The sequence below is a fragment of the Leclercia sp. S52 genome, assembly GCF_039727615.1.
GTDB lineage: Bacteria > Pseudomonadota > Gammaproteobacteria > Enterobacterales > Enterobacteriaceae > Enterobacter > Enterobacter adecarboxylatus_B.
Window position 1 is genome coordinate 3,641,413 of the sequence record NZ_CP152474.1, and the last position, 22,976, is coordinate 3,664,388.

Annotated in this window: 23 protein-coding genes, 1 other RNA gene and 2 pseudogenes; 14 read left to right on the forward strand and 12 right to left on the reverse strand. The window is 49.9% G+C overall.

Going from position 1 to position 22,976, the window contains the following annotated elements; genetic code table 11:
• Positions 1 to 38 precede the first annotated feature (38 nt).
• From AAHB66_RS17405 to AAHB66_RS17415, 3 genes are read left to right on the forward strand one after another with little or no spacing between them, the layout of a single operon-like run.
• Positions 39 to 524, forward strand: coding sequence for a YfiR family protein (locus AAHB66_RS17405; protein WP_347116513.1), 486 nt, complete (start codon positions 39 to 41; stop codon positions 522 to 524).
• Entirely contained in the window at positions 517 to 1,737 is a 1,221-nt protein-coding gene (gene dgcN, locus AAHB66_RS17410) for a diguanylate cyclase DgcN (protein ID WP_347113793.1), read from the forward strand. The genes AAHB66_RS17405 and dgcN overlap by 8 nt, the downstream gene beginning before the upstream one ends.
• Before the next feature lie 13 nt (positions 1,738 to 1,750).
• On the forward strand, positions 1,751 to 2,233 hold the full coding sequence (locus AAHB66_RS17415) for an OmpA family protein (protein ID WP_347113795.1): 483 nt from the start codon (positions 1,751 to 1,753) through the stop codon (positions 2,231 to 2,233).
• Between the two features lie 4 nt (positions 2,234 to 2,237).
• On the opposite strand, the gene AAHB66_RS17420 is transcribed toward AAHB66_RS17415, so the two are convergent.
• The 7 genes from AAHB66_RS17420 to ffh form a co-directional block, all read right to left on the reverse strand.
• Positions 2,238 to 3,605, reverse strand: a complete 1,368-nt coding sequence (locus AAHB66_RS17420; protein ID WP_347113796.1) for a PepSY-associated TM helix domain-containing protein — start codon at positions 3,603 to 3,605, stop codon at positions 2,238 to 2,240.
• 61 nt (positions 3,606 to 3,666) lie between these two features.
• A complete protein-coding gene (locus tag AAHB66_RS17425) occupies positions 3,667 to 4,080 on the reverse strand; it encodes a DUF2946 domain-containing protein (protein WP_347113798.1) in 414 nt (137 codons plus the stop codon).
• Positions 4,081 to 4,185: 105 nt separating this feature from the next.
• Complete coding sequence (rplS, locus tag AAHB66_RS17430) at positions 4,186 to 4,533, reverse strand: 50S ribosomal protein L19 (protein ID WP_002914145.1); 348 nt, start codon at positions 4,531 to 4,533, stop codon at positions 4,186 to 4,188.
• A gap of 41 nt (positions 4,534 to 4,574) precedes the next feature.
• Positions 4,575 to 5,342, reverse strand: coding sequence for a tRNA (guanosine(37)-N1)-methyltransferase TrmD (trmD, locus tag AAHB66_RS17435; RefSeq protein WP_337019278.1), 768 nt, complete (start codon positions 5,340 to 5,342; stop codon positions 4,575 to 4,577).
• A gap of 30 nt (positions 5,343 to 5,372) precedes the next feature.
• Positions 5,373 to 5,906: a ribosome maturation factor RimM gene (rimM, locus tag AAHB66_RS17440; RefSeq protein ID WP_333855438.1), complete on the reverse strand. Its 534-nt coding sequence runs from the start codon at positions 5,904 to 5,906 to the stop codon at positions 5,373 to 5,375.
• An 18-nt stretch (positions 5,907 to 5,924) separates the two neighbouring features.
• A complete protein-coding gene (rpsP, locus tag AAHB66_RS17445; RefSeq protein ID WP_022649067.1) occupies positions 5,925 to 6,173 on the reverse strand; it encodes a 30S ribosomal protein S16 in 249 nt (82 codons plus the stop codon).
• Between the two features lie 248 nt (positions 6,174 to 6,421).
• A complete protein-coding gene (gene ffh, locus AAHB66_RS17450) occupies positions 6,422 to 7,783 on the reverse strand; it encodes a signal recognition particle protein (RefSeq protein ID WP_347113805.1) in 1,362 nt (453 codons plus the stop codon).
• A gap of 166 nt (positions 7,784 to 7,949) precedes the next feature.
• On the opposite strand from ffh, the gene AAHB66_RS17455 reads away from it, so the two are divergent.
• Both AAHB66_RS17455 and AAHB66_RS17460 read left to right on the forward strand, forming a co-directional pair.
• Entirely contained in the window at positions 7,950 to 8,741 is a 792-nt protein-coding gene (locus AAHB66_RS17455) for an inner membrane protein YpjD (protein ID WP_347113807.1), read from the forward strand.
• A gap of 18 nt (positions 8,742 to 8,759) precedes the next feature.
• A complete protein-coding gene (locus AAHB66_RS17460; protein ID WP_347116514.1) occupies positions 8,760 to 10,046 on the forward strand; it encodes an HlyC/CorC family transporter in 1,287 nt (428 codons plus the stop codon).
• A 53-nt stretch (positions 10,047 to 10,099) separates the two neighbouring features.
• Here AAHB66_RS17460 and grpE read toward each other — a convergent pair whose 3' ends face one another.
• Positions 10,100 to 10,693 (reverse strand): nucleotide exchange factor GrpE, encoded by a 594-nt coding sequence (grpE, locus tag AAHB66_RS17465; RefSeq protein WP_156264382.1) that lies wholly within the window; start codon positions 10,691 to 10,693, stop codon positions 10,100 to 10,102.
• 121 nt (positions 10,694 to 10,814) lie between these two features.
• Here grpE and nadK point away from each other — a divergent pair, with 121 nt between their 5' ends.
• The 3 genes from nadK (at position 10,815) to bamE (ending at position 13,933) form a co-directional block, all read left to right on the forward strand.
• Entirely contained in the window at positions 10,815 to 11,693 is an 879-nt protein-coding gene (nadK, locus tag AAHB66_RS17470) for an NAD(+) kinase (RefSeq protein ID WP_077227861.1), read from the forward strand.
• A gap of 85 nt (positions 11,694 to 11,778) precedes the next feature.
• Complete coding sequence (gene recN / locus AAHB66_RS17475) at positions 11,779 to 13,440, forward strand: DNA repair protein RecN (RefSeq protein ID WP_347113808.1); 1,662 nt, start codon at positions 11,779 to 11,781, stop codon at positions 13,438 to 13,440.
• A gap of 151 nt (positions 13,441 to 13,591) precedes the next feature.
• Entirely contained in the window at positions 13,592 to 13,933 is a 342-nt protein-coding gene (bamE, locus tag AAHB66_RS17480) for an outer membrane protein assembly factor BamE (RefSeq protein ID WP_039030087.1), read from the forward strand.
• Between the two features lie 56 nt (positions 13,934 to 13,989).
• On the opposite strand, the gene AAHB66_RS17485 is transcribed toward bamE, so the two are convergent.
• Positions 13,990 to 14,277 (reverse strand): RnfH family protein, encoded by a 288-nt coding sequence (locus AAHB66_RS17485; RefSeq protein WP_347113809.1) that lies wholly within the window; start codon positions 14,275 to 14,277, stop codon positions 13,990 to 13,992.
• The gene (locus AAHB66_RS17490) at positions 14,267 to 14,704 is read right to left on the reverse strand and encodes a type II toxin-antitoxin system RatA family toxin (protein WP_197090537.1); all 438 of its coding nucleotides are present in this window, start codon (positions 14,702 to 14,704) and stop codon (positions 14,267 to 14,269) included. Before AAHB66_RS17490 ends, AAHB66_RS17485 begins: the two co-directional genes overlap by 11 nt.
• Before the next feature lie 156 nt (positions 14,705 to 14,860).
• On the opposite strand from AAHB66_RS17490, the gene smpB reads away from it, so the two are divergent.
• The 6 genes and pseudogenes from smpB to AAHB66_RS17520 all read left to right on the forward strand — a co-directional run bounded on the left by smpB (position 14,861) and on the right by AAHB66_RS17520 (position 20,813).
• Positions 14,861 to 15,343, forward strand: a complete 483-nt coding sequence (smpB, locus tag AAHB66_RS17495; protein WP_039030084.1) for an SsrA-binding protein SmpB — start codon at positions 14,861 to 14,863, stop codon at positions 15,341 to 15,343.
• Between the two features lie 90 nt (positions 15,344 to 15,433).
• Positions 15,434 to 15,797: a transfer-messenger RNA gene (ssrA, locus tag AAHB66_RS17500) on the forward strand.
• 167 nt (positions 15,798 to 15,964) lie between these two features.
• Positions 15,965 to 17,195: pseudogene (locus tag AAHB66_RS17505) on the forward strand (integrase domain-containing protein).
• A 282-nt stretch (positions 17,196 to 17,477) separates the two neighbouring features.
• Positions 17,478 to 19,034, forward strand: a complete 1,557-nt coding sequence (locus AAHB66_RS17510; protein WP_159514720.1) for a recombinase family protein — start codon at positions 17,478 to 17,480, stop codon at positions 19,032 to 19,034.
• Complete coding sequence (locus AAHB66_RS17515; protein ID WP_159514721.1) at positions 19,024 to 19,920, forward strand: ParB/RepB/Spo0J family partition protein; 897 nt, start codon at positions 19,024 to 19,026, stop codon at positions 19,918 to 19,920. The genes AAHB66_RS17510 and AAHB66_RS17515 overlap by 11 nt, the downstream gene beginning before the upstream one ends.
• Positions 19,917 to 20,813, forward strand: a complete 897-nt coding sequence (locus AAHB66_RS17520; RefSeq protein ID WP_159514722.1) for a plasmid partitioning protein RepB C-terminal domain-containing protein — start codon at positions 19,917 to 19,919, stop codon at positions 20,811 to 20,813. The genes AAHB66_RS17515 and AAHB66_RS17520 overlap by 4 nt, the downstream gene beginning before the upstream one ends.
• A gap of 73 nt (positions 20,814 to 20,886) precedes the next feature.
• On the opposite strand, the pseudogene AAHB66_RS17525 reads toward AAHB66_RS17520, so the two are convergent.
• Both AAHB66_RS17525 and lpxP read right to left on the reverse strand, forming a co-directional pair.
• Positions 20,887 to 20,998: pseudogene (locus AAHB66_RS17525) on the reverse strand (IS3 family transposase); the annotation flags it as partial.
• An 890-nt stretch (positions 20,999 to 21,888) separates the two neighbouring features.
• Positions 21,889 to 22,797: a kdo(2)-lipid IV(A) palmitoleoyltransferase gene (gene lpxP / locus AAHB66_RS17530; protein WP_023479857.1), complete on the reverse strand. Its 909-nt coding sequence runs from the start codon at positions 22,795 to 22,797 to the stop codon at positions 21,889 to 21,891.
• Between the last annotated feature and the right edge of the window lie 179 nt (positions 22,798 to 22,976).

Below are 22,976 nucleotides of genomic sequence, written 5' to 3' on the forward strand. Positions count from 1 at the left end.
TTTTTCTTATCTCCTGGTACCGTGTGGCATTGGTACTGATGTTATCTATGCCCTATGGGCTCGCTATTGGCGGAACGTTATCCGAAACGGATAAAGCAGTACGCTCTATTGTCTCCGGGATCGTCAGTTACACCCGCTGGCCTGCGCTCTCCGGCAAGCCGAATTTGTGCATCTTTGCCTCCTCCCACTATGTTGAGGCGCTCAGTAGCGAGGGACCGGACGCGCTGCCCTATACCCCCGTCATTATTCATGACGATGGGGAAGCATTGGGTGCAGAATGTCACGCGTTCTATTTTGGTGATGAAACTCCGACCCACCAGCTTGAATTAAGTCAGGCGCTGCATGCCAGACCGTTACTATTAATTGCGGAGCATAATCCGCAATGCCTTATAGGTAGTGCTTTCTGCCTGATAATAGACAGTGCCAGAGTAAGGTTTTCCGTCAATCTGGACGTACTGTCGCGCAGCGGAGTCAGAGTCAATCCTGATGTGTTAATGCTCGCACGGAATAAAAAGCATGAATAAGGAAATGTTCTCAGCGCCGCGTCTTACGTTCAAAAGAACCCTGCGGCGTATCAGTATAATTAGCGTCCTCATTACAATGACGCTTGTCTGGTTATTATTGTGTATTGCTTCCGTGGTGACGCTGAAACAGTATGCGCAACGCAACCTTGAATTAACCAGCGCTACCATGAGCCGCAGCCTGGAGGCGGCGTTGGTCTTTAATGATGCCACTGCCGCCAACGAAGCGCTGGCCTCGCTCGGCAAGCAAGGGCAGTTCTCGGCAGCGGAACTGCTGGATCGTTACGATAATCGCTTTGCCGCCTGGTCGATGGGACCGAACGACGAAGCGGATCCGCTCAGCCAGCTGGTCAGCCAGTGGTTGTTCCCGCACCCCATCAGACAGCGCGTCTGGCACAATAATTTGCCGATCGGTGAGTTACACCTCACCGCGCGGGATAGCCTGATCGGCCACTTCCTCTGGACATCGCTGGCGGTGTTAACCGGCTGCCTTCTGTTTGCCTCTCTGGTGGCGTTAACCATCACCCGCTCCCTGCATAATGGCGTGGTAGCCGCCCTGCAAAACATTACCGATGTGGTGCATGACGTACGTACAAACCGCAACTTCTCCCGTCGGGTATCCCAGGAGAGGATTGATGAATTTCATCGCTTCGGTCAGGACTTTAACAGCCTGCTGGATGAGATGGAGGAGTGGCAGCTAAAACTACAGGCCAAAAACGCCCAGCTGATGCGCACCGCTATGCATGACCCGCTCACCGGTCTGGCTAACCGGGCCGCCTTTCGCACCCACATTGCGGCGCTGATGAATGACGCCTCCGCGCGGACCAACGCCGCCCTGCTCTATCTGGATGGGGATGACTTTAAGCGTATTAACGATACCTGGGGTCATACCGCGGGCGATTGTGTATTGATAGAAGTGGCCCGCAGAATGGTCGAGTTTGGCGGTGCACAGCATCAATCTTACCGTCTGGGTGGGGATGAGTTTGCCATCATTCTGTATGACGTCCATTCAGAACAAGAAGTGCTGCGCCTCTGCGCCGCGCTGAGGCAACAATTCAGCCCGTCCTATGAACTGCACAACGGGTTCTCCTCCCGGATGTCACTCAGTATTGGCTACGCGCTGAGCTGGCAGCACCACTCCGTTGAAGCGTTACTGGAGCAAGCCGACCGGAATATGTATCTGGTGAAGCACCAGCGTTCGAAAATCACACCGTAGAAAGGAACACATTATGTTAAGGCGATACGTCGCACCGCTGTTTATGGCATCAATGCTGCTGGCCGGATGCCAGACGCCGCAGGGCAAATTTACCGCTGAGCAGGTCGCCGCCATGAAGTCTTACGGCTTTAATGAGATGAACGGTGACTGGTCGCTTGGCCTCTCCGCGAAAATCCTGTTTGGTAAAAACGAGTATAAGCTGCAGCCCGAGAGCGAACAGCAGATTAAAAGCATGGCTGCGCGACTTGCCGCAACGGGCCTGAAGCACGCACGAATGGACGGCCATACCGATAACTACGGCGAAGAGAGCTACAACAAAGCATTATCCCTGAAGCGGGCAAATGTGGTGGCCGATGCCTGGGCGCAGGGCGCCAGCATTCCACGCAGCAATCTGACAACCCAGGGTTTGGGTCAGCAATATCCTGTTGCGGACAATAAAACCGGCCAGGGACGTGCCGAAAACCGCCGCGTGGCGGTGGTGATCAGCACGCCCTGAGGCATCATTCCCGCGATTCGGCCAGGGATACTCGCGCTGCCGTACGCCAGCGCAGCCAGTCAATAACGATAAACAGCGCCAGGCTACAGCCCATCACCGGCATCATGAGTCCCAGCGCTACGCTGACGACTAAAGAGACCACGCGCCCCGCCAGCGGCAACGCCATCCAGCTCTGACACAGCGTCTGCGCCGGATCCGATGCCGTCTGCCGGGGGCGACGCATCCACCACATCCGGTAGCCCCACACAATCATGACGCACAGCCCGAGACCAAAGGCGATCAGTACCAGCTGGTTTGGCAAGCCAAACAGCACGCCCATATGGAAATCCACCCCCCAGCGGGTCAGTTTGGCCATCAGCGGGTAATCCGCAAAGCGGGCGCGATCGATAACGGTCAGGGTCGCGGGATCTACGGCAACCGCATCAACCTGCGTCGGCCAGCTGCGATCGATCTCCGTCACCGTCCACGCCATTGCGTCACGCTTCGCCGGGCGTATCTCCAGCTTCGTGGCATCAATTCCCGCCGCATTGGCCGCCTGCAGCACGCCGTCGTACAGGGAGAGATCAGGTTTCATTTCCGGCATGGACATGGTCATGTGATGGCTGCGGTGCTCAGCATGCGGATCGGCGACTTCCGCCGGGCCGTGCAGCTGCGTGTTCACCTGCGGCGTGAGCCAGTTCATCTCTGCCCGCAGTTTATCCACATTACCGCCCGCCCACTGGGACCAGGTCAGGCCGGTCGCCGAGAAGAGCAGCATGCCCACCAGCAGGCTCCAGCCGAGGGAAACGTGCAGACGTCGGCGGTTCTGAAAACGGTTGTTGATGCGCCGTTTTGGCCGGGTATAGAACCACAGGGCAATCCCTCCCAGTGCGGCAATCCACATCCAGGACGCGGCCAGCTCGCTGTAAAGACGTCCTGCATCCCCCAGGAGCAAAGACTGATGCAGGTAATCGATTTTCTGACGCAACGGCAGAATACCGCTGGTGCCGTAGACGGTCATATCCCCACGCACTTCGAGGCTGACCGGATCGATAAAGATGGCCCGGTTCTCTGAGGCTTTCAGCGCCGGGTCAAGGTACATCACCCGGGTGGTTTCCCCTGATGCCAGACCCGGGCGCACCGCCTGTAGCCGCAGCTCCCCGCCGGTGACCTTTTCCGCCACCGCGATTTGCTCGGCAAGGGGACGCAATGCACCCTCGGTCTCGCTGAACAGCGCATGATGATAAAGCGCGTTTTCCAGCTGTGGCGTAGCGACATACAGCGTTCCGGAGAGCGCGGCGATAAAGATAAACGGCCCGACAAACAGACCAATATAGAAGTGAAGACGACGCAGCAGGTTGCCCCATGCTGCGCGCGGAGTGCAGGTAGTCATGCTTTCCCTTTTTAAGGCAAAAAGTTATCGATACACCGGGGTGTACGTTTTTTTACGTAGATTAAGCAGACAGATGCGGCGGCGCGCGAGTATCGGGACGGAGCCAGGGGAAGAAATGCCAGTGGTATACGGCGGGTCGCAGCGGCGTGAGGCGCTGTCGGAGTAAGACTGCGCATAACAGCAGTACAAGCGCCAGAATGACGCCCGGCACGTGGGCCAGCAGCACGCAGTAACCGCAGGCTTCGGCGTGGTCGACAGGCGTACTTTCAGGCGGTGCATGATGGTGCTCCGCCATCATGCTCATGTCGTGATGCATGCCGGGCATAGCGCTCATGGGATCTTTCTGCAGCGAGACAGAGACCAGCGGCGCGAAGACGATCATCAGGATCGCAAATAACGCGAGACCTGCCGCGATACGTTGCCACTGTGCCTGATGCTGTTTAGTCGTCACTTCCCCTCCGTCAGAGCGGGGCATTGTAAACGATTTATGACGGCCAGGTTAACGTTCAGGGCACACATAGATAAAAAAAGGGCCAGCCTTTCGGCCAGCCCTTTTTACAGGATGTCGCTTAAGCGAATCTTAGTTCAGACGCTCTTTAATACGAGCAGACTTACCAGTACGCTCACGCAGGTAGTACAGTTTAGCTTTACGTACAGCACCACGACGTTTAACAGCAATGCTGTCAACTACCGGAGAGTGAGTCTGGAAGACACGCTCAACGCCTTCGCCGTTGGAAATTTTACGAACAGTGAATGCAGAGTGCAGACCGCGGTTACGAATAGCGATAACCACGCCCTCGAATGCCTGCAGACGTTTTTTGGAACCTTCAACAACCCATACTTTCACTTCCACGGTATCACCCGGACGGAAGGAAGGTACGTCCTGCTTCATCTGCTCTTGTTCAAGTTGCTTAATAATGTTGCTCATAATTTAATCTCTTATCCTGGGTAAACTGATATTCGGGGGCCTCAGGCCATCCCATCATGTTTCTGCTGCTGGTGCGCGTGTTCTCTTTTGAACTCGGCCAGCAACTTTGCTTGCTCTTCAGTCAGAGCCAGGTTTTCCAGAAGTTCAGGTCTTCTAAGCCAGGTACGGCCCAGCGACTGCTTCAGACGCCAGCGACGAATCTCGGCATGGTTTCCCGACAGTAATACCGGCGGTACCTCCATCCCTTCTAACACTTCAGGACGGGTATAGTGTGGACAGTCCAGCAATCCGTCAGCAAAAGAGTCTTCTGTTGCTGATGCTTCATGGCCCAGTACCCCCGGAATGAACCGGGAAACGGAGTCAATCAGCGTCATTGCCGGTAACTCACCACCGCTGAGAACGTAATCGCCGATAGACCATTCTTCGTCAATCTCGGTTTGAATTACGCGCTCATCTATCCCTTCATAGCGACCGCACACCAGAATCAGTTTCTGATTCGCTGCCAGTTCGCTGACGCCCGCTTGATCAAGCTTGCGTCCCTGAGGTGACAGATAAATCACCTTTGCGCCTTCACCTGCCGCGGCTTTTGCTGCTGCGATGGCATCCCGTAAGGGTTGAACCATCATGAGCATCCCCGGTCCGCCGCCGTAAGGACGTTCGTCCACGGTACGGTGCCGGTCATGGGTGAAGTCACGTGGACTCCAGCTTTCGATGCTCAGCAGGCCATTTTTTACTGCCCGGCCAGTTACCCCGTAATCAGTAATCGCGCGGAACATTTCAGGAAACAGGCTAATAATGCCAATCCACATAGCGCCGTCTTTTACCGTTTTCAGGAGAATTTAAAAACCAGGATCCCAATCTACTTCGATAGTTCGAGTAGCGAGATCGACTTTCTTGATAACCTGCCCATCGAGGAACGGAACCAACCGCTCCTTGATACCGAACGCATCTTTCAGGTTTGCCTTAATGACGAGAACGTCATTGGATCCGGTTTCCATCATATCGATGACTTTACCCAGACCGTAACCTTCGGTAGTGACTACCTGACAACCGATAAGGTCTTTCCAGTAGTAACCCTCTTCCAGTTCAGGCAACTGCGACGAATCCACGACAATTTCACAATTAGTCAGCGCATTCGCGGCATCGCGATCGTCAACGCCTTTCAGCTTGATAACGATGTCCTGATTGTGGTGACGCCAGCTTTCCAGCTCGACCTCTTGCCACTGACCCGCCTTCTGGATAAACCAGGGCTGATAGTCAAAAATGCTTTCGGCGTCTTCGGTGGAGGAAAACACTCTGAGCCAACCACGGATACCGTAGCAAGAACCCATTTTTCCCAATACGATCGGTTCAACAGGTGCTTTTTTGCTCATCATGACCACCGTGACAGATTAAGCTGCTTTGTTTGCTGCTTTGATCAGCGTAGCAACGCGATCGGAAACGGTAGCGCCCTGGCCAACCCAGTGAGCGATACGATCCAGATCCAGACGGGTTTCTTCTTCTGCGCCAGAGGCCAGTGGGTTGAAGAAACCAACGCGCTCGATGAAGCGACCGTTGCGTGCATTACGGCTGTCAGTAACAACAACCTGGTAGAACGGACGCTTTTTCGCGCCGTGACGTGCTAAACGAATAGTTACCATAACATCCTCTTGTGTGAATAAAACACCGGGCCCCATCGAGGGAAGGAGCCCGGTGTCATATTAAAAGCCCGAAAATTTTACTGATTTCTGGGGAAAATGCAATCAGCAGTTGATAAGTCTGCTGTAAAAGGCCGTTGGCGGTGCAGCCAGTTTGACGTCGGCGAGCGCGCAGAAAGCGGAGCGTACACGTAGTACGTGAGCATTTCGAGCACTCCCCCGGCGTCAAAATGGCAAACAAGCCAGGCCGATCAACGACCAGGGAAGCCTGGTGGCATCATCCCTTTCATCCCGCGCATCATCTTCGCCATTCCGCCCTTCTTCATCTTCTTCATCATGCGCTGCATGTCGTCGAACTGTTTCAGAAGGCGATTAACGTCCTGCACCTGCATCCCACAACCCGCCGCGATACGGCGTTTACGAGAGCCTTTAATAATTTCCGGCTTGGCGCGCTCTTTCAGGGTCATGGAGTTGATAATCGCCTCCATGCGTACCAGAACCTTGTCGTCCATCTGCGCTTTTACGTTATCCGGGATCTGGCCCATGCCCGGCAGCTTGCCCATCAGGCTTGCCATACCGCCCATATTTTTCATCTGGCGCAGCTGCTCCAGGAAGTCGGTCAGATCGAAGCCGTCGCCTTTTTTCAGCTTGGAGGCCAGCTTCTCAGCCTGGGCACGGTCGACCTTGCTCTCGATATCTTCGATCAGCGACAGCACGTCGCCCATGCCGAGGATACGGGAAGCGATACGGTCCGGGTGGAACGGCTCCAGCGCTTCGGTCTTCTCGCCGACGCCGAGGAACTTGATTGGCTTACCGGTGATATGACGGATAGAGAGCGCCGCACCGCCGCGGGCGTCGCCGTCCACTTTGGTCAGGACCACACCGGTTAACGGCAGCGCTTCGTTGAAGGCTTTCGCGGTGTTTGCCGCATCCTGACCGGTCATGGCATCGACCACAAACAGGGTTTCTACCGGATTGATCGCGGCATGCACCTGTTTGATTTCGTCCATCATCGCTTCGTCAACGTGCAGACGACCGGCGGTATCCACCAGCAGCACGTCAAAGAACTTCAGCTTCGCTTCTTTCAGCGCCGCGTTAACGATGTCGATTGGCTTTTGCGCCACGTCGGAAGGGAAGAACTCTACGCCAACCTGTTCAGCCAGGGTTTCCAGCTGTTTGATCGCCGCGGGGCGATAAACGTCGGCAGAGACGACCAGCACCTTCTTCTTGTGCTTCTCGCGCAGGAATTTACCCAGCTTACCGACGCTGGTGGTTTTACCCGCACCCTGCAGACCGGCCATCAGCACCACTGCCGGCGGTTGCGCCGCCAGGTTCAGGCTCTGGTTCTCTTCGCCCATCGCCGAAACCAGTTCATTACGGACGATTTTGACGAACTCCTGACCCGGGGTCAGGCTCTTGTTCACTTCATGACCAACCGCTTTCTCTTTTACGCGGTTGATGAAATCACGCACGACCGGCAGCGCGACGTCTGCTTCAAGCAGCGCCATGCGCACTTCACGCAGCGTCTCTTTGATGTTGTCTTCGGTAAGGCGTCCACGGCCGCTGATGTTGCGCAGCGTGCGCGACAAACGATCGGTTAAATTATCAAACATTGTCTCTCGCCTGAGTAGAAACGTTGGGCCGCCATAAGCGACACATACACAGAATTTTGCCGCAGTATAACATGAAGGCGCCTTTGTTGTTATGCAACGGTTGGAGCACGCCTCACGTAACGTTATACTGCCTCTCTTTCTCATCAGGACAACTGTCGACACCTATATGCCTGTTTTCGCACTGATCGCTCTTGTGGCGTACTCTGTCAGCCTCGCGCTGATCATCCCTGGCCTGCTACAAAAAAACAGCGGCTGGCGGCGAATGGCTATTTTGTCGGCTGTCATCGCGTTGATAAGTCACGCCTTTGCGCTCGAAGCGCGCATTCTGCCGGGCGATGGCAGCGGGCAAAACCTGAGCCTGCTCAACGTCGGGTCGCTGGTCAGCCTGATGATCTGTACGGTCATGACCATCGTGGCTTCGAAAAACCGCGGCTGGCTGCTGCTGCCGATTGTCTACGCCTTTGCGCTGATCAACCTCGCCTTTGCCACCTTCGTGCCGAATGAATTCATCACCCACCTTGAAACCACGCCGGGAATGATGGTGCATATTGGCCTGTCGCTGTTCTCGTATGCGACGCTTATCATCGCCGCGCTGTACGCGCTCCAGCTGGCCTGGATTGACTATCAGCTCAAAAACAAAAAGCTGGCCTTCAGTAACGAAATGCCGCCGCTGATGACCATTGAGCGTAAGATGTTTCACATTACCCAGGTCGGGGTAGTGCTGCTGACCCTCACGCTGATTACCGGCCTGTTTTATATGCACAATCTCTTCAGCATGGAGAATATCGATAAGGCCGTGCTCTCCATCATCGCGTGGTTTGTCTATATTGTCCTGTTATGGGGCCATTATCATGAAGGCTGGCGCGGTCGCCGCGTGGTCTGGTTCAACGTTGCGGGAGCAGGCCTCCTGACACTGGCTTATTTCGGTAGCCGCGTCATCCAGCAGATCGCCAGCTAAGTAACCAAGGAGTTCCCCCTGGAACACATCTCTACTACCACGCTGATCATCACCCTGATCGTGATGGTGGTTATCTCCGCCTATTTCTCCGGCTCGGAGACCGGCATGATGACGCTGAACCGCTACCGGTTACGTCATCGCGCCAAACAGGGTAACCGGGCCGCACGTCGTGTGGAAAAACTGCTGCGTAAACCGGATCGCCTGATAAGCCTGGTGCTTATCGGCAACAACCTGGTCAACATTCTCGCCTCCGCGCTGGGTACCATTGTCGGCATGCGCCTGTATGGCAACGCCGGGGTCGCTATCGCCACCGGGGTGCTGACCTTTGTGGTGCTGGTCTTTGCCGAAGTATTGCCAAAGACCGTCGCTGCGCTCTATCCCGAGAAGGTCGCCTATCCCAGCAGCTTCCTGCTGGCGCCGTTACTCATTCTGATGATGCCGCTGGTGTGGCTGTTAAACGGCGTGACGCGCGTGCTGATGCGCATGGTGGGCATTAAGGCGGATGTGACGATCAGCAGCGCGCTGAGCAAAGATGAACTGCGCACCATCGTGCATGAATCGCGCTCGCAAATCTCCCGCCGCAATCAGGATATGCTGCTGTCGGTGCTGGATCTGGAAAAGGTCAGCGTTGACGACATTATGGTGCCGCGCAACGAGATCGTCGGTATCGACATCAACGACGACTGGAAAGCCATTGTCCGCCAGCTGACCCACTCCCCGCATGGCCGCATCGTGTTGTACCGTGATTCGCTGGACGACACCATCAGCATGCTGCGCGTGCGTGAAGCCTATCGTCTGATGACCGAGAAAAAAGAGTTCACCAAAGAGGTGATGCTGCGGGCAGCGGATGAGATTTACTACATTCCGGAAGGCACCCCGCTCAGTACCCAACTGGTCAAATTCCAGCGCAATAAAAAGAAAGTGGGTCTGGTGGTCGATGAGTATGGTGATATCCAGGGGCTGGTGACGGTGGAGGATATTCTGGAGGAGATTGTAGGCGACTTTACCACCTCCATGTCCCCTTCCCTCGCCGAAGAGGTCACGCCGCAAAACGACGGCTCGGTGCTGATTGACGGCAGCGCGAACGTCCGTGAACTCAACAAAGCCTTTAACTGGCAAATGCCGGAAGCGGAAGCCCGTACCATTAACGGTATGATTCTGGAAGCGCTGGAGGAGATCCCGGCGTCGGGTACGCGGGTGCGTATCGGCCAGTACGATATTGATATCCTTGACGTGCAGGACAATATGATTAAGCAGGTGAAAGTATTGCCGGTGAAACCGCTCAGGGAGAGCGTCGCGGAGTAAGTCGTTGTAGGCCGGGTCAGGCGAAGCCGCCGCCCGGCACTACGGGAGGCCAGTTAAGCCTTAGCTTTCGCCACGGAGACCATCGCCGCGCGAATGGTACGACCGTTCAGGGTATAGCCTTTCTGCATCACCATCAGCACGTTACCAGCAGCAACGTCCTCAGACTCCACCATCGCAATGGCCTGATGCACGTTCGGATCCATCGGCACGTTGGTGTCGGCAACCACTTCGACGCCAAACTTCTTCACCACGTCCAGCATGGATTTTAGCGTCAGCTCGATACCTTCAACCATCGGGGCCATGTCCGGGTTCGCTTTATCCGCCACTTCCAGCGCGCGATCCAGGCTGTCGATAACCGGCAGCAGTTCGTTGACGAACTTCTCCAGCGCAAATTTATGCGCCTTTTCAACGTCCAGCTCGGTACGGCGACGCAGGTTTTCCATTTCCGCTTTGATACGCAGGATGCCATCGCGCTCGCGGTTCTGGGCTTCAGTGACCTGAGCTTCCAGATTCGCAATTTTTTCATCGCGCGGATCCACCTGCTCAGCACCGGCCTCAGGCTCTGCAGCCTCAACCTCTTCGTGCTGCTCCGTGATAATTTCTTCCGGGGCTTGCCCCTCAGGCGTTTTCTGTTCTTTACTACTCATGAATTTCTCCGCGTTTTTCTGCATTCAACTCGCTAACTTCGCTTATTATGGGGATCAGTTTCCGGGATTCAAGGGAACAAGCCACATTGTCATCATTCATTCGCACAAGGACCTTCAGAAAATGAGCAACCATTTCAAGTGTATTGGGATTGTCGGTCATCCACGTCACCCTACTGCGTTGACGACACATGAAATGCTGTATCGCTGGCTGTGTGCGAAAAATTACGATGTGATTGTTGAACAACAGATTGCTCAGGAACTGCAGCTTACCAATGTAAAGACCGGCACGCTGGCGGAAATCGGTCAGCAGGCCGACCTGGCGGTGGTGGTCGGGGGCGACGGCAACATGCTCGGCGCCGCGCGTACCCTTGCCCGTTACGATATTAAAGTCATTGGCATCAACCGTGGCAACCTGGGCTTTTTAACCGACCTCGACCCGGATAACGCCCAGCAGCAGCTCGCCGACGTGCTGGAAGGCCACTACATCAGTGAAAAACGCTTTTTACTGGAAGCGCAGGTGTGCCAGCAGGATTGCCAGAAACGGATCAGCACCGCCATTAACGAAGTGGTGCTGCACCCGGGAAAAGTGGCGCACATGATTGAGTTCGAAGTCTATATCGACGAAATCTTTGCCTTCTCGCAGCGCTCCGATGGGCTGATTATTTCTACCCCTACCGGATCCACGGCCTACTCGCTTTCTGCGGGCGGCCCGATCCTGACTCCGTCGCTGGATGCCATCACGCTGGTGCCGATGTTCCCGCATACCCTCTCGGCCCGCCCGCTGGTCATCAACAGCAGCAGCACCATCCGTCTGCGCTTCTCGCACCGCCGTAACGACCTGGAGATCAGCTGCGACAGCCAAATCGCGCTGCCGATCCAGGAAGGTGAGGATGTGCTAATCCGCCGCTGCGATTATCACCTCAATCTGATCCACCCGAAAGACTACAGCTATTTCAACACATTAAGCTCCAAGCTCGGCTGGTCGAAAAAATTGTTCTGAAATAGCATCCAGCACTTTACTGTATAAAAAACCAGTTTATACTGTACACAAACACAGTTATGGTTTTTCATACAGGAAAACGTTTATGCTGGCACAACTGACCATCAGCAACTTCGCCATCGTTCGTGAGCTCGAAATTGATTTCAACAGCGGAATGACAGCTATCACCGGGGAAACCGGTGCCGGTAAATCTATTGCGATTGATGCGCTCGGGCTGTGCCTTGGCGGTCGTGCCGACGGCGACATGGTTCGCGCTGGCGCCAGCCGCGCCGATCTCTGTGCCCGTTTCTCCCTGAAAGATACCCCTGCCGCCCTGCGCTGGCTTGAGGAGAACCAACTCGAAGATGGGCGTGAGTGCTTACTTCGCCGCGTCCTCAATAGCGACGGCCGCTCCCGTGGCTTTATCAACGGTACCGCGGTACCGTTGTCCCAGCTGCGCGAACTGGGCCAGCTGTTGATCCAAATCCACGGGCAGCACGCCCATCAACAGCTTATCAAGCCTGAACAGCAGAAGTCCTTACTCGACGGCTATGCCGGTGAATCCGACCTTATGCAGCTTATGGCGGCGCACTATCGTCAGTGGCATCAAAGCTGCCGTGAGCTGGCGCTGCATCAGCAGCAGAGCCAGGAACGCGCGGCCCGCGCCGAACTGCTGGCGTATCAGCTGAAAGAGCTAAACGAGTTCAGCCCGCAGCCGGGCGAGTTTGAGCAGATTGACGAAGAGTACAAACGCCTCGCCAACAGCGGCCAGCTGCTTTCCACCAGCCAGCAGGCGCTGAACCTCATGGCCGACGGCGAGGATGTGAATCTGCAAAGTCAGCTCTATACCGTGCGCCAGTTAGTCACCGAGCTGGCAGGCATGGACAGCAAAGTGTCCGGCATGCTGGATATGCTGGAAGAGGCAGCGATTCAGATCTCCGAAGCCAGTGACGAGCTGCGCCACTACTGCGAGCGGCTGGATCTCGATCCTAACCGCCTGTTTGAGCTGGAACAGCGCATTTCGCGCCAAATTTCCCTGGCGCGTAAGCACCACGTTTCACCGGAAGAGCTACCTGCGTTCCACCAGTCCCTGCTCGATGAGCAGCATCAGCTTGACGATCAGGCCGACTCGCTGGAGACCCTCTCTCTGGCCGTCAGCGTGCACCATCAGCAGGCGATGCAAACCGCCACGCAGCTGCACAATGTCCGTCAGCGTTACGCTCAGGAGCTGAGCCAGCACATCACGGAGAGCATGCATCTGCTGTCGATGCCGCACGGCGTTTTCACCATCGATGTGAAGTTTGAAGACAATCACCTGACGGCCGAAGGGGCAGACCGCATTGAATTCCGCGTCACCACTAACCCGGGCCAGCCGCTGCAGGCTATCTCCCGGGTCGCATCCGGCGGTGAGCTGTCGCGTATCGCCCTGGCGATTCAGGTGATCACGGCGAAGAAAATGGAAACCCCGGCGCTGATCTTCGATGAAGTGGATGTCGGTATCAGCGGCCCGACCGCGGCGGTAGTGGGTAAACTGCTGCGTCAGCTGGGCGAGTCCACCCAGGTAATGTGTGTAACCCACCTGCCGCAGGTTGCCGGCTGCGGCCACCATCACTTCTTTGTCAGCAAAGAAACCGACGGCGAGATGACCGAAACGCACATGCAGCCGCTGGACAAACGCGCCCGTCTGCAGGAGCTGGCCCGTCTGCTGGGCGGCAGCGAAGTTACCCGCAACACGCTGGCGAATGCGAAAGAACTGCTGGCTGCCTAAACTTTTTCGGTATCTCAGGGTCATACAGAACAATAAAAACGCCGACAGACCGGACGCCAGAGGTTTTAATGTGGTGAAAGGTCTATTATCATCGGCATATTACATATGAGCCGTCGCGTATTGCCCGGGCCCGAAAAGGAATCAAATCACTATGCGCTGTAAAACGCTGACCGCTGCCGCAGCGGTTCTTCTGATGATGACCGCAGGCTGCTCCACTCTGGAAAAAGTGGTTTACCGCCCTGACATCAACCAGGGGAACTATCTCGCTCCTAACGATGTGTCTAAAATTCGTGTCGGTATGACGCAGCAGCAGGTTGCCTATGCCCTGGGCACGCCGATGATGTCCGACCCGTTCGGCACCAACACCTGGTTCTACGTGTTCCGCCAGAAGCCAGGCCATGAAGACGTGTCCCAGCAGACCCTGACGCTGACCTTCAACAGCAGCGGCGTGCTGACCAACATCGACAACAAACCTGCGCTCACCAAAGAGTAAGGTTTCAGAAATACAAAAAGGTGCTCAATGAGCACCTTTTTTTGTTTTATCGCGGGTTACTTAGCGGACTTCTCCGCACGCTGGCGACGCAGCTCTTTCGGGTCGGCAATCAGCGGGCGATAGATCTCAACCCGGTCGCCGTCCTTTACGCTATCCGCCAGTTTGACCGGACGGCTGTAAATCCCGACTTTGTTTTTTGTCAGATCGATATCGCTGCGCAGCGTCAGCAGGCCAGAAGCGCGGATCGCCTCTTCAACGGTGGCGCCCTCTTCCAGCGTCACGCGCTGCAGATACTGCTTTTCCGGCAGCGCGTAGGCCACTTCCACCACGATGTTAGCCGGCACTGTAAACCTCTTTGGCGCGCACCGTAAAGGCCTGAACCATATTCGCCGCCAGCTCTTTAAACACGCGACCAAACGCCAGCTCAATCAGGGCGTTGGTAAATTCAAAGTCGAGATGAAACTCGATCCGGCAGGCATCGGCGCTGAGCGGAACAAACTTCCATCCGCCCATCAATTTCTTGAACGGGCCATCCACCAGATGCATCAGAATGCTCTGGTTATCGGTCAGCGTGTTGCGGGTGGTGAAGGTTTTGCTGATCCCGGCTTTGGAGACATCCACCGCCGCCGTCATTTGCGTCGGGCCTGAGTCCAGCACGCGGCTCCCGGTACATCCCGGGATAAACTGCGGATATGACTGTACGTCATTCACTAACTGGTACATCTGTTCCACACTGTAGGGGACAAGCGCAGTACGACTAATCTGAGGCATAACATTTTTCCTGATCAAACAACCGACAAATAATAGCATTTATCACCTGTTAAAAAAACGCTGAGCCTCATCTCGTGCTAATATAGCGCGTTAGACCTCACAGGACGCAACGAGGTGACTTTTTGACATCAGATTACCTACGGCTTCACGACACTTATGACGAAGAAAAAAGCACATAAACCTGGCTCGGCAACCATTGCGCTCAACAAGCGTGCCCGCCACGAGTATTTCATTGAAGAAGAATTCGAAGCTGGCCTTGCGCTGCAGGGCTGGGAAGTTAAATCGCTGCGTGCGGGTAAAGCCAACATCGGTGATAGCTACGTGATCTTCAAAGACGGCGAAGCCTTTCTGTTTGGCGCGAACTTCCAGCCGCTGACGGTCGCCTCTTCTCACTACGTTTGCGATCCCACCCGCACCCGTAAGCTGCTGCTGAACAAACGCGAGCTGGACTCCCTCTTCGGGCGTATCAACCGCGAAGGTTATACCGTGCTCGCCCTGTCGCTGTACTGGAAGAACGCCTGGTGCAAAGTGAAAATCGGCGTGGCGAAAGGTAAGAAGCAGCACGACAAACGTAACGACGCCAAAGATCGCGAGTGGCAGGTCGATAAAGCGCGCATCATGAAGCACGCAGGCCGTTAATTTCCGGATACTTATTGAGCGATTCAATAAGTTAGCGTTCCGGACTGGTATCCGGGCTGCAAATTCTGGTATACTTGCTGTAACACTATTGGGGCTGATTCTGGATTCGACGGGATTTGCGAAACCCAAGGTGCATGCCGAGGGGCGGTTTGCCTCGTAAAAAGCCGCAAAAAAATAGTCGCAAACGACGAAAACTACGCTTTAGCAGCTTAATAACCTGCTAAGAGCCCTCTCTCCCTAGCTTCCGCTCTTAAGACGGGGATCAAAGAGAGGTCAAACCCAAAAGAGATCGCGTGGAAATCCTGCCTGGGGTTGAAGCGTTAAAACTAATCAGGCTAGTTCGTTAGTGGCGTGTCTGTCCGCAGCTGGCGTGCGAATGTAAAGACTGACTAAGCATGTAGTACCGAGGATGTAGAAATTTCGGACGCGGGTTCAACTCCCGCCAGCTCCACCAATTTTTGATATATTGAAGTTCAGTGAAGTCTATCAAGCCCGCATGGAACCAGCCTTGCGGGCTTTTTTTACGTCTATAATAGTCTACCGAGAATTGCTAGAATCTACTCGTTATGGCACCCTTTTTGGGACCCAACACGAAGGGTCCAAAACATGAGGGTCCCAAACATGGCAAAAATCGCTAAGAAGCTCACTGACACTGAAATCAAAAGCACCAAACCTGCCGAGAAAGAGGTTAACCTTTTTGACGGCGATGGTTTGCTCCTGCGAATCGCCCCCCTTGGCGAAGGGAGGAAAGAAAAATTGGTATTTCAGATATGCAGTGCCTGTGACCAAAAAGCGAACTAAGGTGAGCTTAGGAACCTATCCTCACCTTACACTTGCGAAGGCACGAGCTTTACGTGATGAGTACTTGTCGTTGCTTGCAAATGGTATAGACCCACAAGTTCATAACACCCACAAAGCCAATGCCCTTAAGGATGCCACGGAACATACATTTCAAGCAGTAGCCAGGAAGTGGCTTGATGAGAAAGTCAAAACGTCAGGCATCTCCCAAGATCATGCTAACGACATCTGGCGAAGCCTAGAGAGAAATATCTTTCCAACGTTGGGTGATACCCCCATTAAGGAGATTCGCCCTAAAATGCTTAAACAGCATTTAGAACCCATAGAAAAACGAGGTGTCCTTGAAACACTTCGCCGCATCATATCCCGCCTGAATGAAATTTTCCGCTATGCAGCAACAGAAGAACTCATAGAATTCAATCCGGCTGACAACCTGGGGCAACGGTTCAGCAAGCCAAAAAAACAGAATATGCCAGCATTACCCCCTTCCGAACTCCCCCGCTTCCTGGTTGCTCTAAACAATGCTTCTGTCCGTTTAGAAACAAGGCTACTGATTGAGTGGCAACTTCTCACATGGGTTCGCCCTGGTGAAGCTGTTCGCACAAGATGGTCAGATATTGATATAGAAACCGGCATGTGGAACATCCCGGCGGAGTTTATGAAAATGAAGAAACCTCACAAAGTTCCACTGAGCAAAGAAGCTTTGCGAGTCTTGGATTCAATGAAAGCCATCAGCGGGCATAGAGAGTGGGTTTTTCCCAGTATCAAAGCTCCACTCAATCACATGCATGAACAAACAGCTAATGCGGCTATAATCCGTATGGGCTTCGGAGGTGAGCTTGTAGCTCATGGTATGCGATCAATCGCCAGAACGGCTGCTGAGGAGTGTGGCAAGTTTAGAACTGATGTCTTAGAAGCCGCCCTTGCCCACTCGAAAAAAGATGAAATAATTGCAGCCTACAATCGTGCAGAGTATCTCACAGAACGTGTGGTTCTCATGCAATGGTGGAGTGACTATGTTTCGTCTCAAAAATACAAAGTTATTGCCGCATAACTCTTCCATGATGGGTTAACTATCTTGATTTATTTGAAGAATTAATGATCACACCATTAACCTATGTGGACTAAGCATAGCCATTTACAAATGGGTACCTTGAGGCCAAATAACGAAAGCTGTCGGTCATATCAGCTAAATAATTCACATCTCTTCTCGATTATCATACACCTCGAAGATCTACCAAATTCGCTCTAATCAATGATAAAACAGTTGAATTCGGTTAAAATTTGATCAATTTTATCCTCTACATTGTATTGAATCATCCATGAGGTTTCGTGCATGGCTAGCGAAAATGACAAAAATCATAGAGTTAGGGTCGCACAGTACTTGAGGATGTCTACCGACCATCAGCAATATTCTTTACATAATCAGTCCGAATATATCAAAGATTATGCTGAAAAGAACAATATGGAAATCGCTTATACCTACGATGATGCAGGTAAGAGCGGAGTCAGTATCGTAGGCAGGCATTCTTTGCAGCAGTTACTTAACGATGTAGAACAAAAGAAAATAGATATACAGGCTGTATTATTTTATGATGTGAGCCGTTTTGGTCGTTTTCAAAATAGTGATGAAGCTGCATATTATTCCTTTCTATTTGAGAGAAATGGTGTAGATCTTATATATTGTTCCGAACCTATACCCACTAAAGATTTCCCTTTAGAGTCCTCTGTTATACTCAATATAAAAAGATCTAGTGCTGCATATCACAGCAGAAATTTATCTGAAAAGGTATTTATAGGGCAAGTAAATTTAATAAAGCTTGGTTATCATCAAGGCGGTATGGCTGGTTATGGACTGAGACGTCTTTTAGTAGACGAAAATGGCATAGCTAAAGAAATATTGAGTTTCCGCAAAAGAAAGAGCATTCAAACAGATAGGGTAATATTAATTCCGGGACCAAAAAATGAAATAAAAATTGTAAATAGAATCTATGATCTCTTTATAGATAATAACGTTCCAGAATTTATTATTGCTGAGAGATTAAATGAACAGAACATTCCTGCAGAAAATGGAACATTATGGACTCGTGCAAAAATACATCAAATTTTGACAAATGAAAAATATATTGGAAACAACATATATAACAAAACCTCATCCAAACTAAAAAGTAGGCTTGTAAAAAACCCCAAACATGAATGGGTTAGATGTGACAAGGCATATAAACCTATTATTTCAAAGAAAAAATATAATAAAGCTCAAGAAATAATTCAGCTCCGATCCATTCATTTGACTAATGAAGATCTATTAGAAAAACTAAAACAAAAATTAGAATCTAATGGAAAACTATCAGGCTTTATCATTGATGAAGATGATACAGGCCCTTCATCTTCTGTTTATAGAACGCGATTTGGTGGTCTTTTAAGAGCATATACTTTGATTGGTTATAAGCCAGAACATGATTACAGCTATCTCAAAATAAATGAAGCACTAAGATCATTTTACTCAGAGATAATTGAGGATTTTAAAGGTGAAATTTTAAAAAGTAACTGTCATATAGACGAGTATAAATATGCCCCAATGCTTTACATCAATGATGAGTTTTTAATTTCCGTCCTTGTTACTAAATGCATACATATGAAATCAGGTAAACTTAGATGGAAAGTCCGGTTTGATAACTCACAGAAAGCAGACATAACAATTGTTATACGAATGAATTCACAAAATATTTCACCTCTTGATTTTTATATCATACCAAAGATTGAAAACGAATATAGTAAAATGTGCATGACGGAAACAAACAACATTCGATTAGATCTCTATAGATTTGATAATCTTGATAAACTTCTACAAATTATTACTCGCATGAAAGTGAGGGAACTATATGCTGCCTGAAAAAAATGAATTCCCAATAATTCAAATTGAGATTGCAAAAATAAAATTTCTTAACCCACGAACAAGAAATAAAGTAGTGCATGAAGAAATAAAGGAAAGCATAAAAAAAAGAGGATTAAGCAAACCTATAAGCGTAAGAGCTATTGATGAAGACGATTTCAAATATGCTTTAATTTGTGGTCAAGGGAGAATAGAGGCTCTCGTTGCATTAGGTGAAACTATTATTCCAGCAATTGTAAGAGATGTATCAGAAGAAGATGCTTACGTTATGAGTTTAGTTGAAAACATTGCAAGGAGAAGACCACGTTCTAATGAGTTATTACAGGTGATTAAAGACATGAAAATCAGAGGACTTTTAGACTCCGAAATAAGTGAGATTACTGGATATTCATCGAACTGGGTGAGCAGTATTAATATGCTACTTGATAAGGGAGAGCATAAACTTCTCTCAGCAGTCGAACGGGGTAATTTGCCTCTATATCTCGCAGTGCAATTTGCAAGATGTGAAACTGAGGAAGCACAAGATATTCTTACCGAAGCATATGATAAAAAATTAATAAAAAGTCGGGACATTATAAAGATAAAACACATTCTAAATCAAAGAACAGTTGGGAATAAAGGTGCAAAAGCAGCCGGATTTTATTATCACAAACCATCAAAAAGGATGACTGCAGAGGAGTTGATTGAGCTTTATGAAAATAGTATCGCTGAACATAAATCTGTTTATAAAAACTCAAAATTCATAAAAACCAATCTACTAATAGTAAATGAGATTTTTAACATCATAATGATGAATAAAAGCTTTCAACATATACTTGAACAAGAGAATCTTTCAGAACTACCATCTCAGATATTAAACCCAGTAAACAAAGAGGTATCAAAATGATTCAGATACGTTTTGGCGATAATTTTATTTACCTGGAAACTAATAAGTTAATTCCATCTAAGGAATTATTAGAAAACGTAAAGCGAAGCCATAAATATTATCAAATAGTTACCTCTATCGAAAGCTTAGGTATTATTGAACCAATAATAGTGTTCTATGACAAAGATAAAGATGTCACTAAGATACTTGATGGCCATTTGAGGGTTGAGGCTTTAAAAGACTTAGGTATAGAAAAAGCTCCATGTATACTTTCGAGCATAGATGATGCTTTCACTCCTAACAAACAAGTGAATCATATAAATGTAGTAGAAGAACATAGAATGATAATTAAGTCTCTGGCAAAAGTATCAATTGAAAAACTTAGTGCTGCTTTGGGCATATCTGTTGATGCCATAAAAGATAAAGCTAATGTGATGAACGGCATAGATCCAAGTGTAATTGCGAAACTTTCTGATAAACCTATACCTAAGGCTACATTTGACGTTTTGAGGAAAATGAAGCCAATTCGCCAAATTGAAGCAGTCGGTACAATGATTAATTTTGATAATTATAGTAAAAAATTTGCAATGAGCATCTTGGATGCAACACCGGCATCGATGATAGTAAATAAAGGGAAAAACACTCCCTATAAAAAGGACATAAAAAAAACCATACTTCGTCTGGAACAAGAAATGGCAACAACTTCGGAAGAAACGAAAAAGCTTCAAACCGAGTATGGTTCAGATATGTTGAAATTCGTTATAATCCAGTCATATATTAATAAATTACTTGGCAACTCTAAAGTTCTTCATTGGTTCTTAGAAAACGAGGTTGATTATCTTAATGAGTTAAAAAGAATTTCTAGAATAAATTCTTTGGACGATAAGACTCTTATTGAAAACAGCAAGTCATAGTCATGGTTTTATATAGCCTAAATAAACCAAGAAGTATACTTACACAACGACCTTCACGCCGAAGAAGCTGTCAGATACGCCAGCAACTAAAGCATTACGTTTAAGTGTCAGTCATTGATACGAAGGGATAACTGCGTATCAGCAGCCGGACATTGAGTCGAATAAAGGCTGGTAGAGAGGGACAGTTCTGTGTCACCAGGAGATTAGTCAGAAACATCAGCGGCAGAACAGATGAACCAGCAATTGGTAGTGCACAGAAAACTCTCCAGTATTTAATTATTCAACTTAACACTAAAAAAATCACATAGTTAATATCATAATTTTTCTTTGGTCTACGTATGCGAGAGATATTGTGGCTTTAACCGGGTATTAGGAGTCGTTTCAGATAAAAGATGTTCTTCGATTCGACTGGACTTGGTAATAGCAATAAGTAATCGTTAATATTGAAGGACGAAAGGCTACTTCAAAACAAAGTAACCTTTCCAATATCCCCATATATGGGACAAGTAGTACATTAACTGCACATAGTGCAGGATACATATGACATAAAACTTTTTATTTATGGCATACATTATAAATAACTTGTATTTTATGAATGTCAATAGGTTCTTGTTTAATACTTTTAAAATAATTAATTGATTGTTTTTATTATAGCTTCGCTTGTACAAGCGAAGATCCTCTTGTTCTTGAATGAATAATGCCAATTATAAGAGAAGCAAGGGCTAACTCTACGAAGCCGCTGCGCTTGCTTCTCCGAGTTCCTCTTGCTTTTCAGCCCTTCGGTTAGAAAAGAACAGCCAGACCCAGTAAGCACATATCCATTGAACTGCGCCCAATGTTTTGTGACAGATTACTATAGAAAGGTCGACTTTGGCACGGAGCGTTCAAGCTAACTGAGCTGAAGGTCTGCTGTGAGCGAAAAACGGACCTTCAAATCCAAACCGGTTCAATTGATTAACTTTGGCTGTCAGTCAAGCCATCGTTAACATGAATCCGATCGAAAATTCCTTATCGCATTTTTACAAATACGCAGTGGCAAGAAAGATAGATTCTGGCTCATGACAAGTAGAGTTGTTCATTTGTATAAAGAGACTTCGCCTTCAGGACGCGTTTTGAACCTGCGATGCATCCACAGGTATTGCTCAGGAGCACGGAGAATTTCACGCTCGATGATCTTGTTCATATAAGCCGCTGCGGCGACCTTGTCTTCCCCTGGATAGCCTGACAACGGATTGCTGATATACATGTGATAACCTTTTTTATCGCTACGTCGAATCATGCTAAGTGTGATCAAGTGTGCACCAGCGAGTTTTGACAGAGCATACGTTCCGTTCGTCGTGGCTGCTTTTTTTACCGAGAAAAAAGGTGCAAAAACGCTTCCTTTAGACCCATAATCCTGGTCTGGTGCAAACCAAACGGCTTCACCTGCTTTTAGCGCATGAACAAAACCTGATAAATTACGTCGATTAATCATAGCCTTATTTGAACGCATACGCCCTTTTGTCTGTACCCATTCCATTAATGGATCATTGTGTGGGCGATACGTTGCCATCATAGGATGGCATAACCCCATTACTCTTCCACACAACTCAAGGGACATAAAATGAATCCCGACAACCATTACTCCTCTTGTCGCACCGGTCAGGTTTTCAAGCCCTTCGACATCAAACCATTTTTTGACTCTCGCATCGCTCCAGAACCAGGCCATTCCTGTTTCCATCAGTCCCAGCCCGAGAGAAGCAAAGTTTTTATTGACCATCTGGCTCCGGGCAAACGGTGTCATCTCGGGAAAGCACAGTTCGATATTTCTAATCGCAATCCCTTCCCGGCGTTTCAGAAAGGGTCTGGATATTGTTCCAAGGCCAGAGCCCAGAGTATGTAAAACCGGGTAAGGAAGTTGAACGAGAAGCCACAGCAGACCCAAACCAGACCAGGTAAGCCAGTGGCGAGGATGAAGTAAATTATGAGTAAAAGTCTGTGCCATAAATTTCCTTAATGCTAATGAAGGTTATAACGCAAAAGGAAAACAATGAGGCAATTCGTCTTTAGCGATACATTTTGTTTTAGATAATTTAAATTCATCTAAATTCAGGAAAAAATATTTTTCAATGACTGGTGAATAATTTAAAGAGCCAAGGGTGAATTGTAAGCCAGCAAATTTAT

Bases quoted from the DNA above. Each gene is read 5' to 3' on its own strand.
- grpE (WP_156264382.1), bottom strand. From the start codon at position 10,693: ATGAGTAGTAAAGAACAGAAAACGCCTGAGGGGCAAGCCCCGGAAGAA.
- smpB (WP_039030084.1), top strand. From the start codon at position 14,861: ATGACGAAGAAAAAAGCACATAAACCTGGCTCGGCAACCATTGCGCTC.
- lpxP (WP_023479857.1), bottom strand. From the start codon at position 22,797: ATGGCACAGACTTTTACTCATAATTTACTTCATCCTCGCCACTGGCTT.
- AAHB66_RS17515 (WP_159514721.1), top strand. From the start codon at position 19,024: ATGCTGCCTGAAAAAAATGAATTCCCAATAATTCAAATTGAGATTGCA.
- AAHB66_RS17420 (WP_347113796.1), bottom strand. From the start codon at position 3,605: ATGACTACCTGCACTCCGCGCGCAGCATGGGGCAACCTGCTGCGTCGT.
- AAHB66_RS17510 (WP_159514720.1), top strand. From the start codon at position 17,478: ATGGCTAGCGAAAATGACAAAAATCATAGAGTTAGGGTCGCACAGTAC.
- AAHB66_RS17490 (WP_197090537.1), bottom strand. From the start codon at position 14,704: ATGCCTCAGATTAGTCGTACTGCGCTTGTCCCCTACAGTGTGGAACAG.
- trmD (WP_337019278.1), bottom strand. From the start codon at position 5,342: ATGTGGATTGGCATTATTAGCCTGTTTCCTGAAATGTTCCGCGCGATT.
- AAHB66_RS17425 (WP_347113798.1), bottom strand. From the start codon at position 4,080: ATGCCCCGCTCTGACGGAGGGGAAGTGACGACTAAACAGCATCAGGCA.
- AAHB66_RS17405 (WP_347116513.1), top strand. From the start codon at position 39: ATGTTATCTATGCCCTATGGGCTCGCTATTGGCGGAACGTTATCCGAA.
- AAHB66_RS17455 (WP_347113807.1), top strand. From the start codon at position 7,950: ATGCCTGTTTTCGCACTGATCGCTCTTGTGGCGTACTCTGTCAGCCTC.
- rpsP (WP_022649067.1), bottom strand. From the start codon at position 6,173: ATGGTAACTATTCGTTTAGCACGTCACGGCGCGAAAAAGCGTCCGTTC.
- AAHB66_RS17415 (WP_347113795.1), top strand. From the start codon at position 1,751: ATGTTAAGGCGATACGTCGCACCGCTGTTTATGGCATCAATGCTGCTG.
- AAHB66_RS17520 (WP_159514722.1), top strand. From the start codon at position 19,917: ATGATTCAGATACGTTTTGGCGATAATTTTATTTACCTGGAAACTAAT.
- bamE (WP_039030087.1), top strand. From the start codon at position 13,592: ATGCGCTGTAAAACGCTGACCGCTGCCGCAGCGGTTCTTCTGATGATG.
- recN (WP_347113808.1), top strand. From the start codon at position 11,779: ATGCTGGCACAACTGACCATCAGCAACTTCGCCATCGTTCGTGAGCTC.
- rplS (WP_002914145.1), bottom strand. From the start codon at position 4,533: ATGAGCAACATTATTAAGCAACTTGAACAAGAGCAGATGAAGCAGGAC.
- rimM (WP_333855438.1), bottom strand. From the start codon at position 5,906: ATGAGCAAAAAAGCACCTGTTGAACCGATCGTATTGGGAAAAATGGGT.
- nadK (WP_077227861.1), top strand. From the start codon at position 10,815: ATGAGCAACCATTTCAAGTGTATTGGGATTGTCGGTCATCCACGTCAC.
- ffh (WP_347113805.1), bottom strand. From the start codon at position 7,783: ATGTTTGATAATTTAACCGATCGTTTGTCGCGCACGCTGCGCAACATC.
- dgcN (WP_347113793.1), top strand. From the start codon at position 517: ATGAATAAGGAAATGTTCTCAGCGCCGCGTCTTACGTTCAAAAGAACC.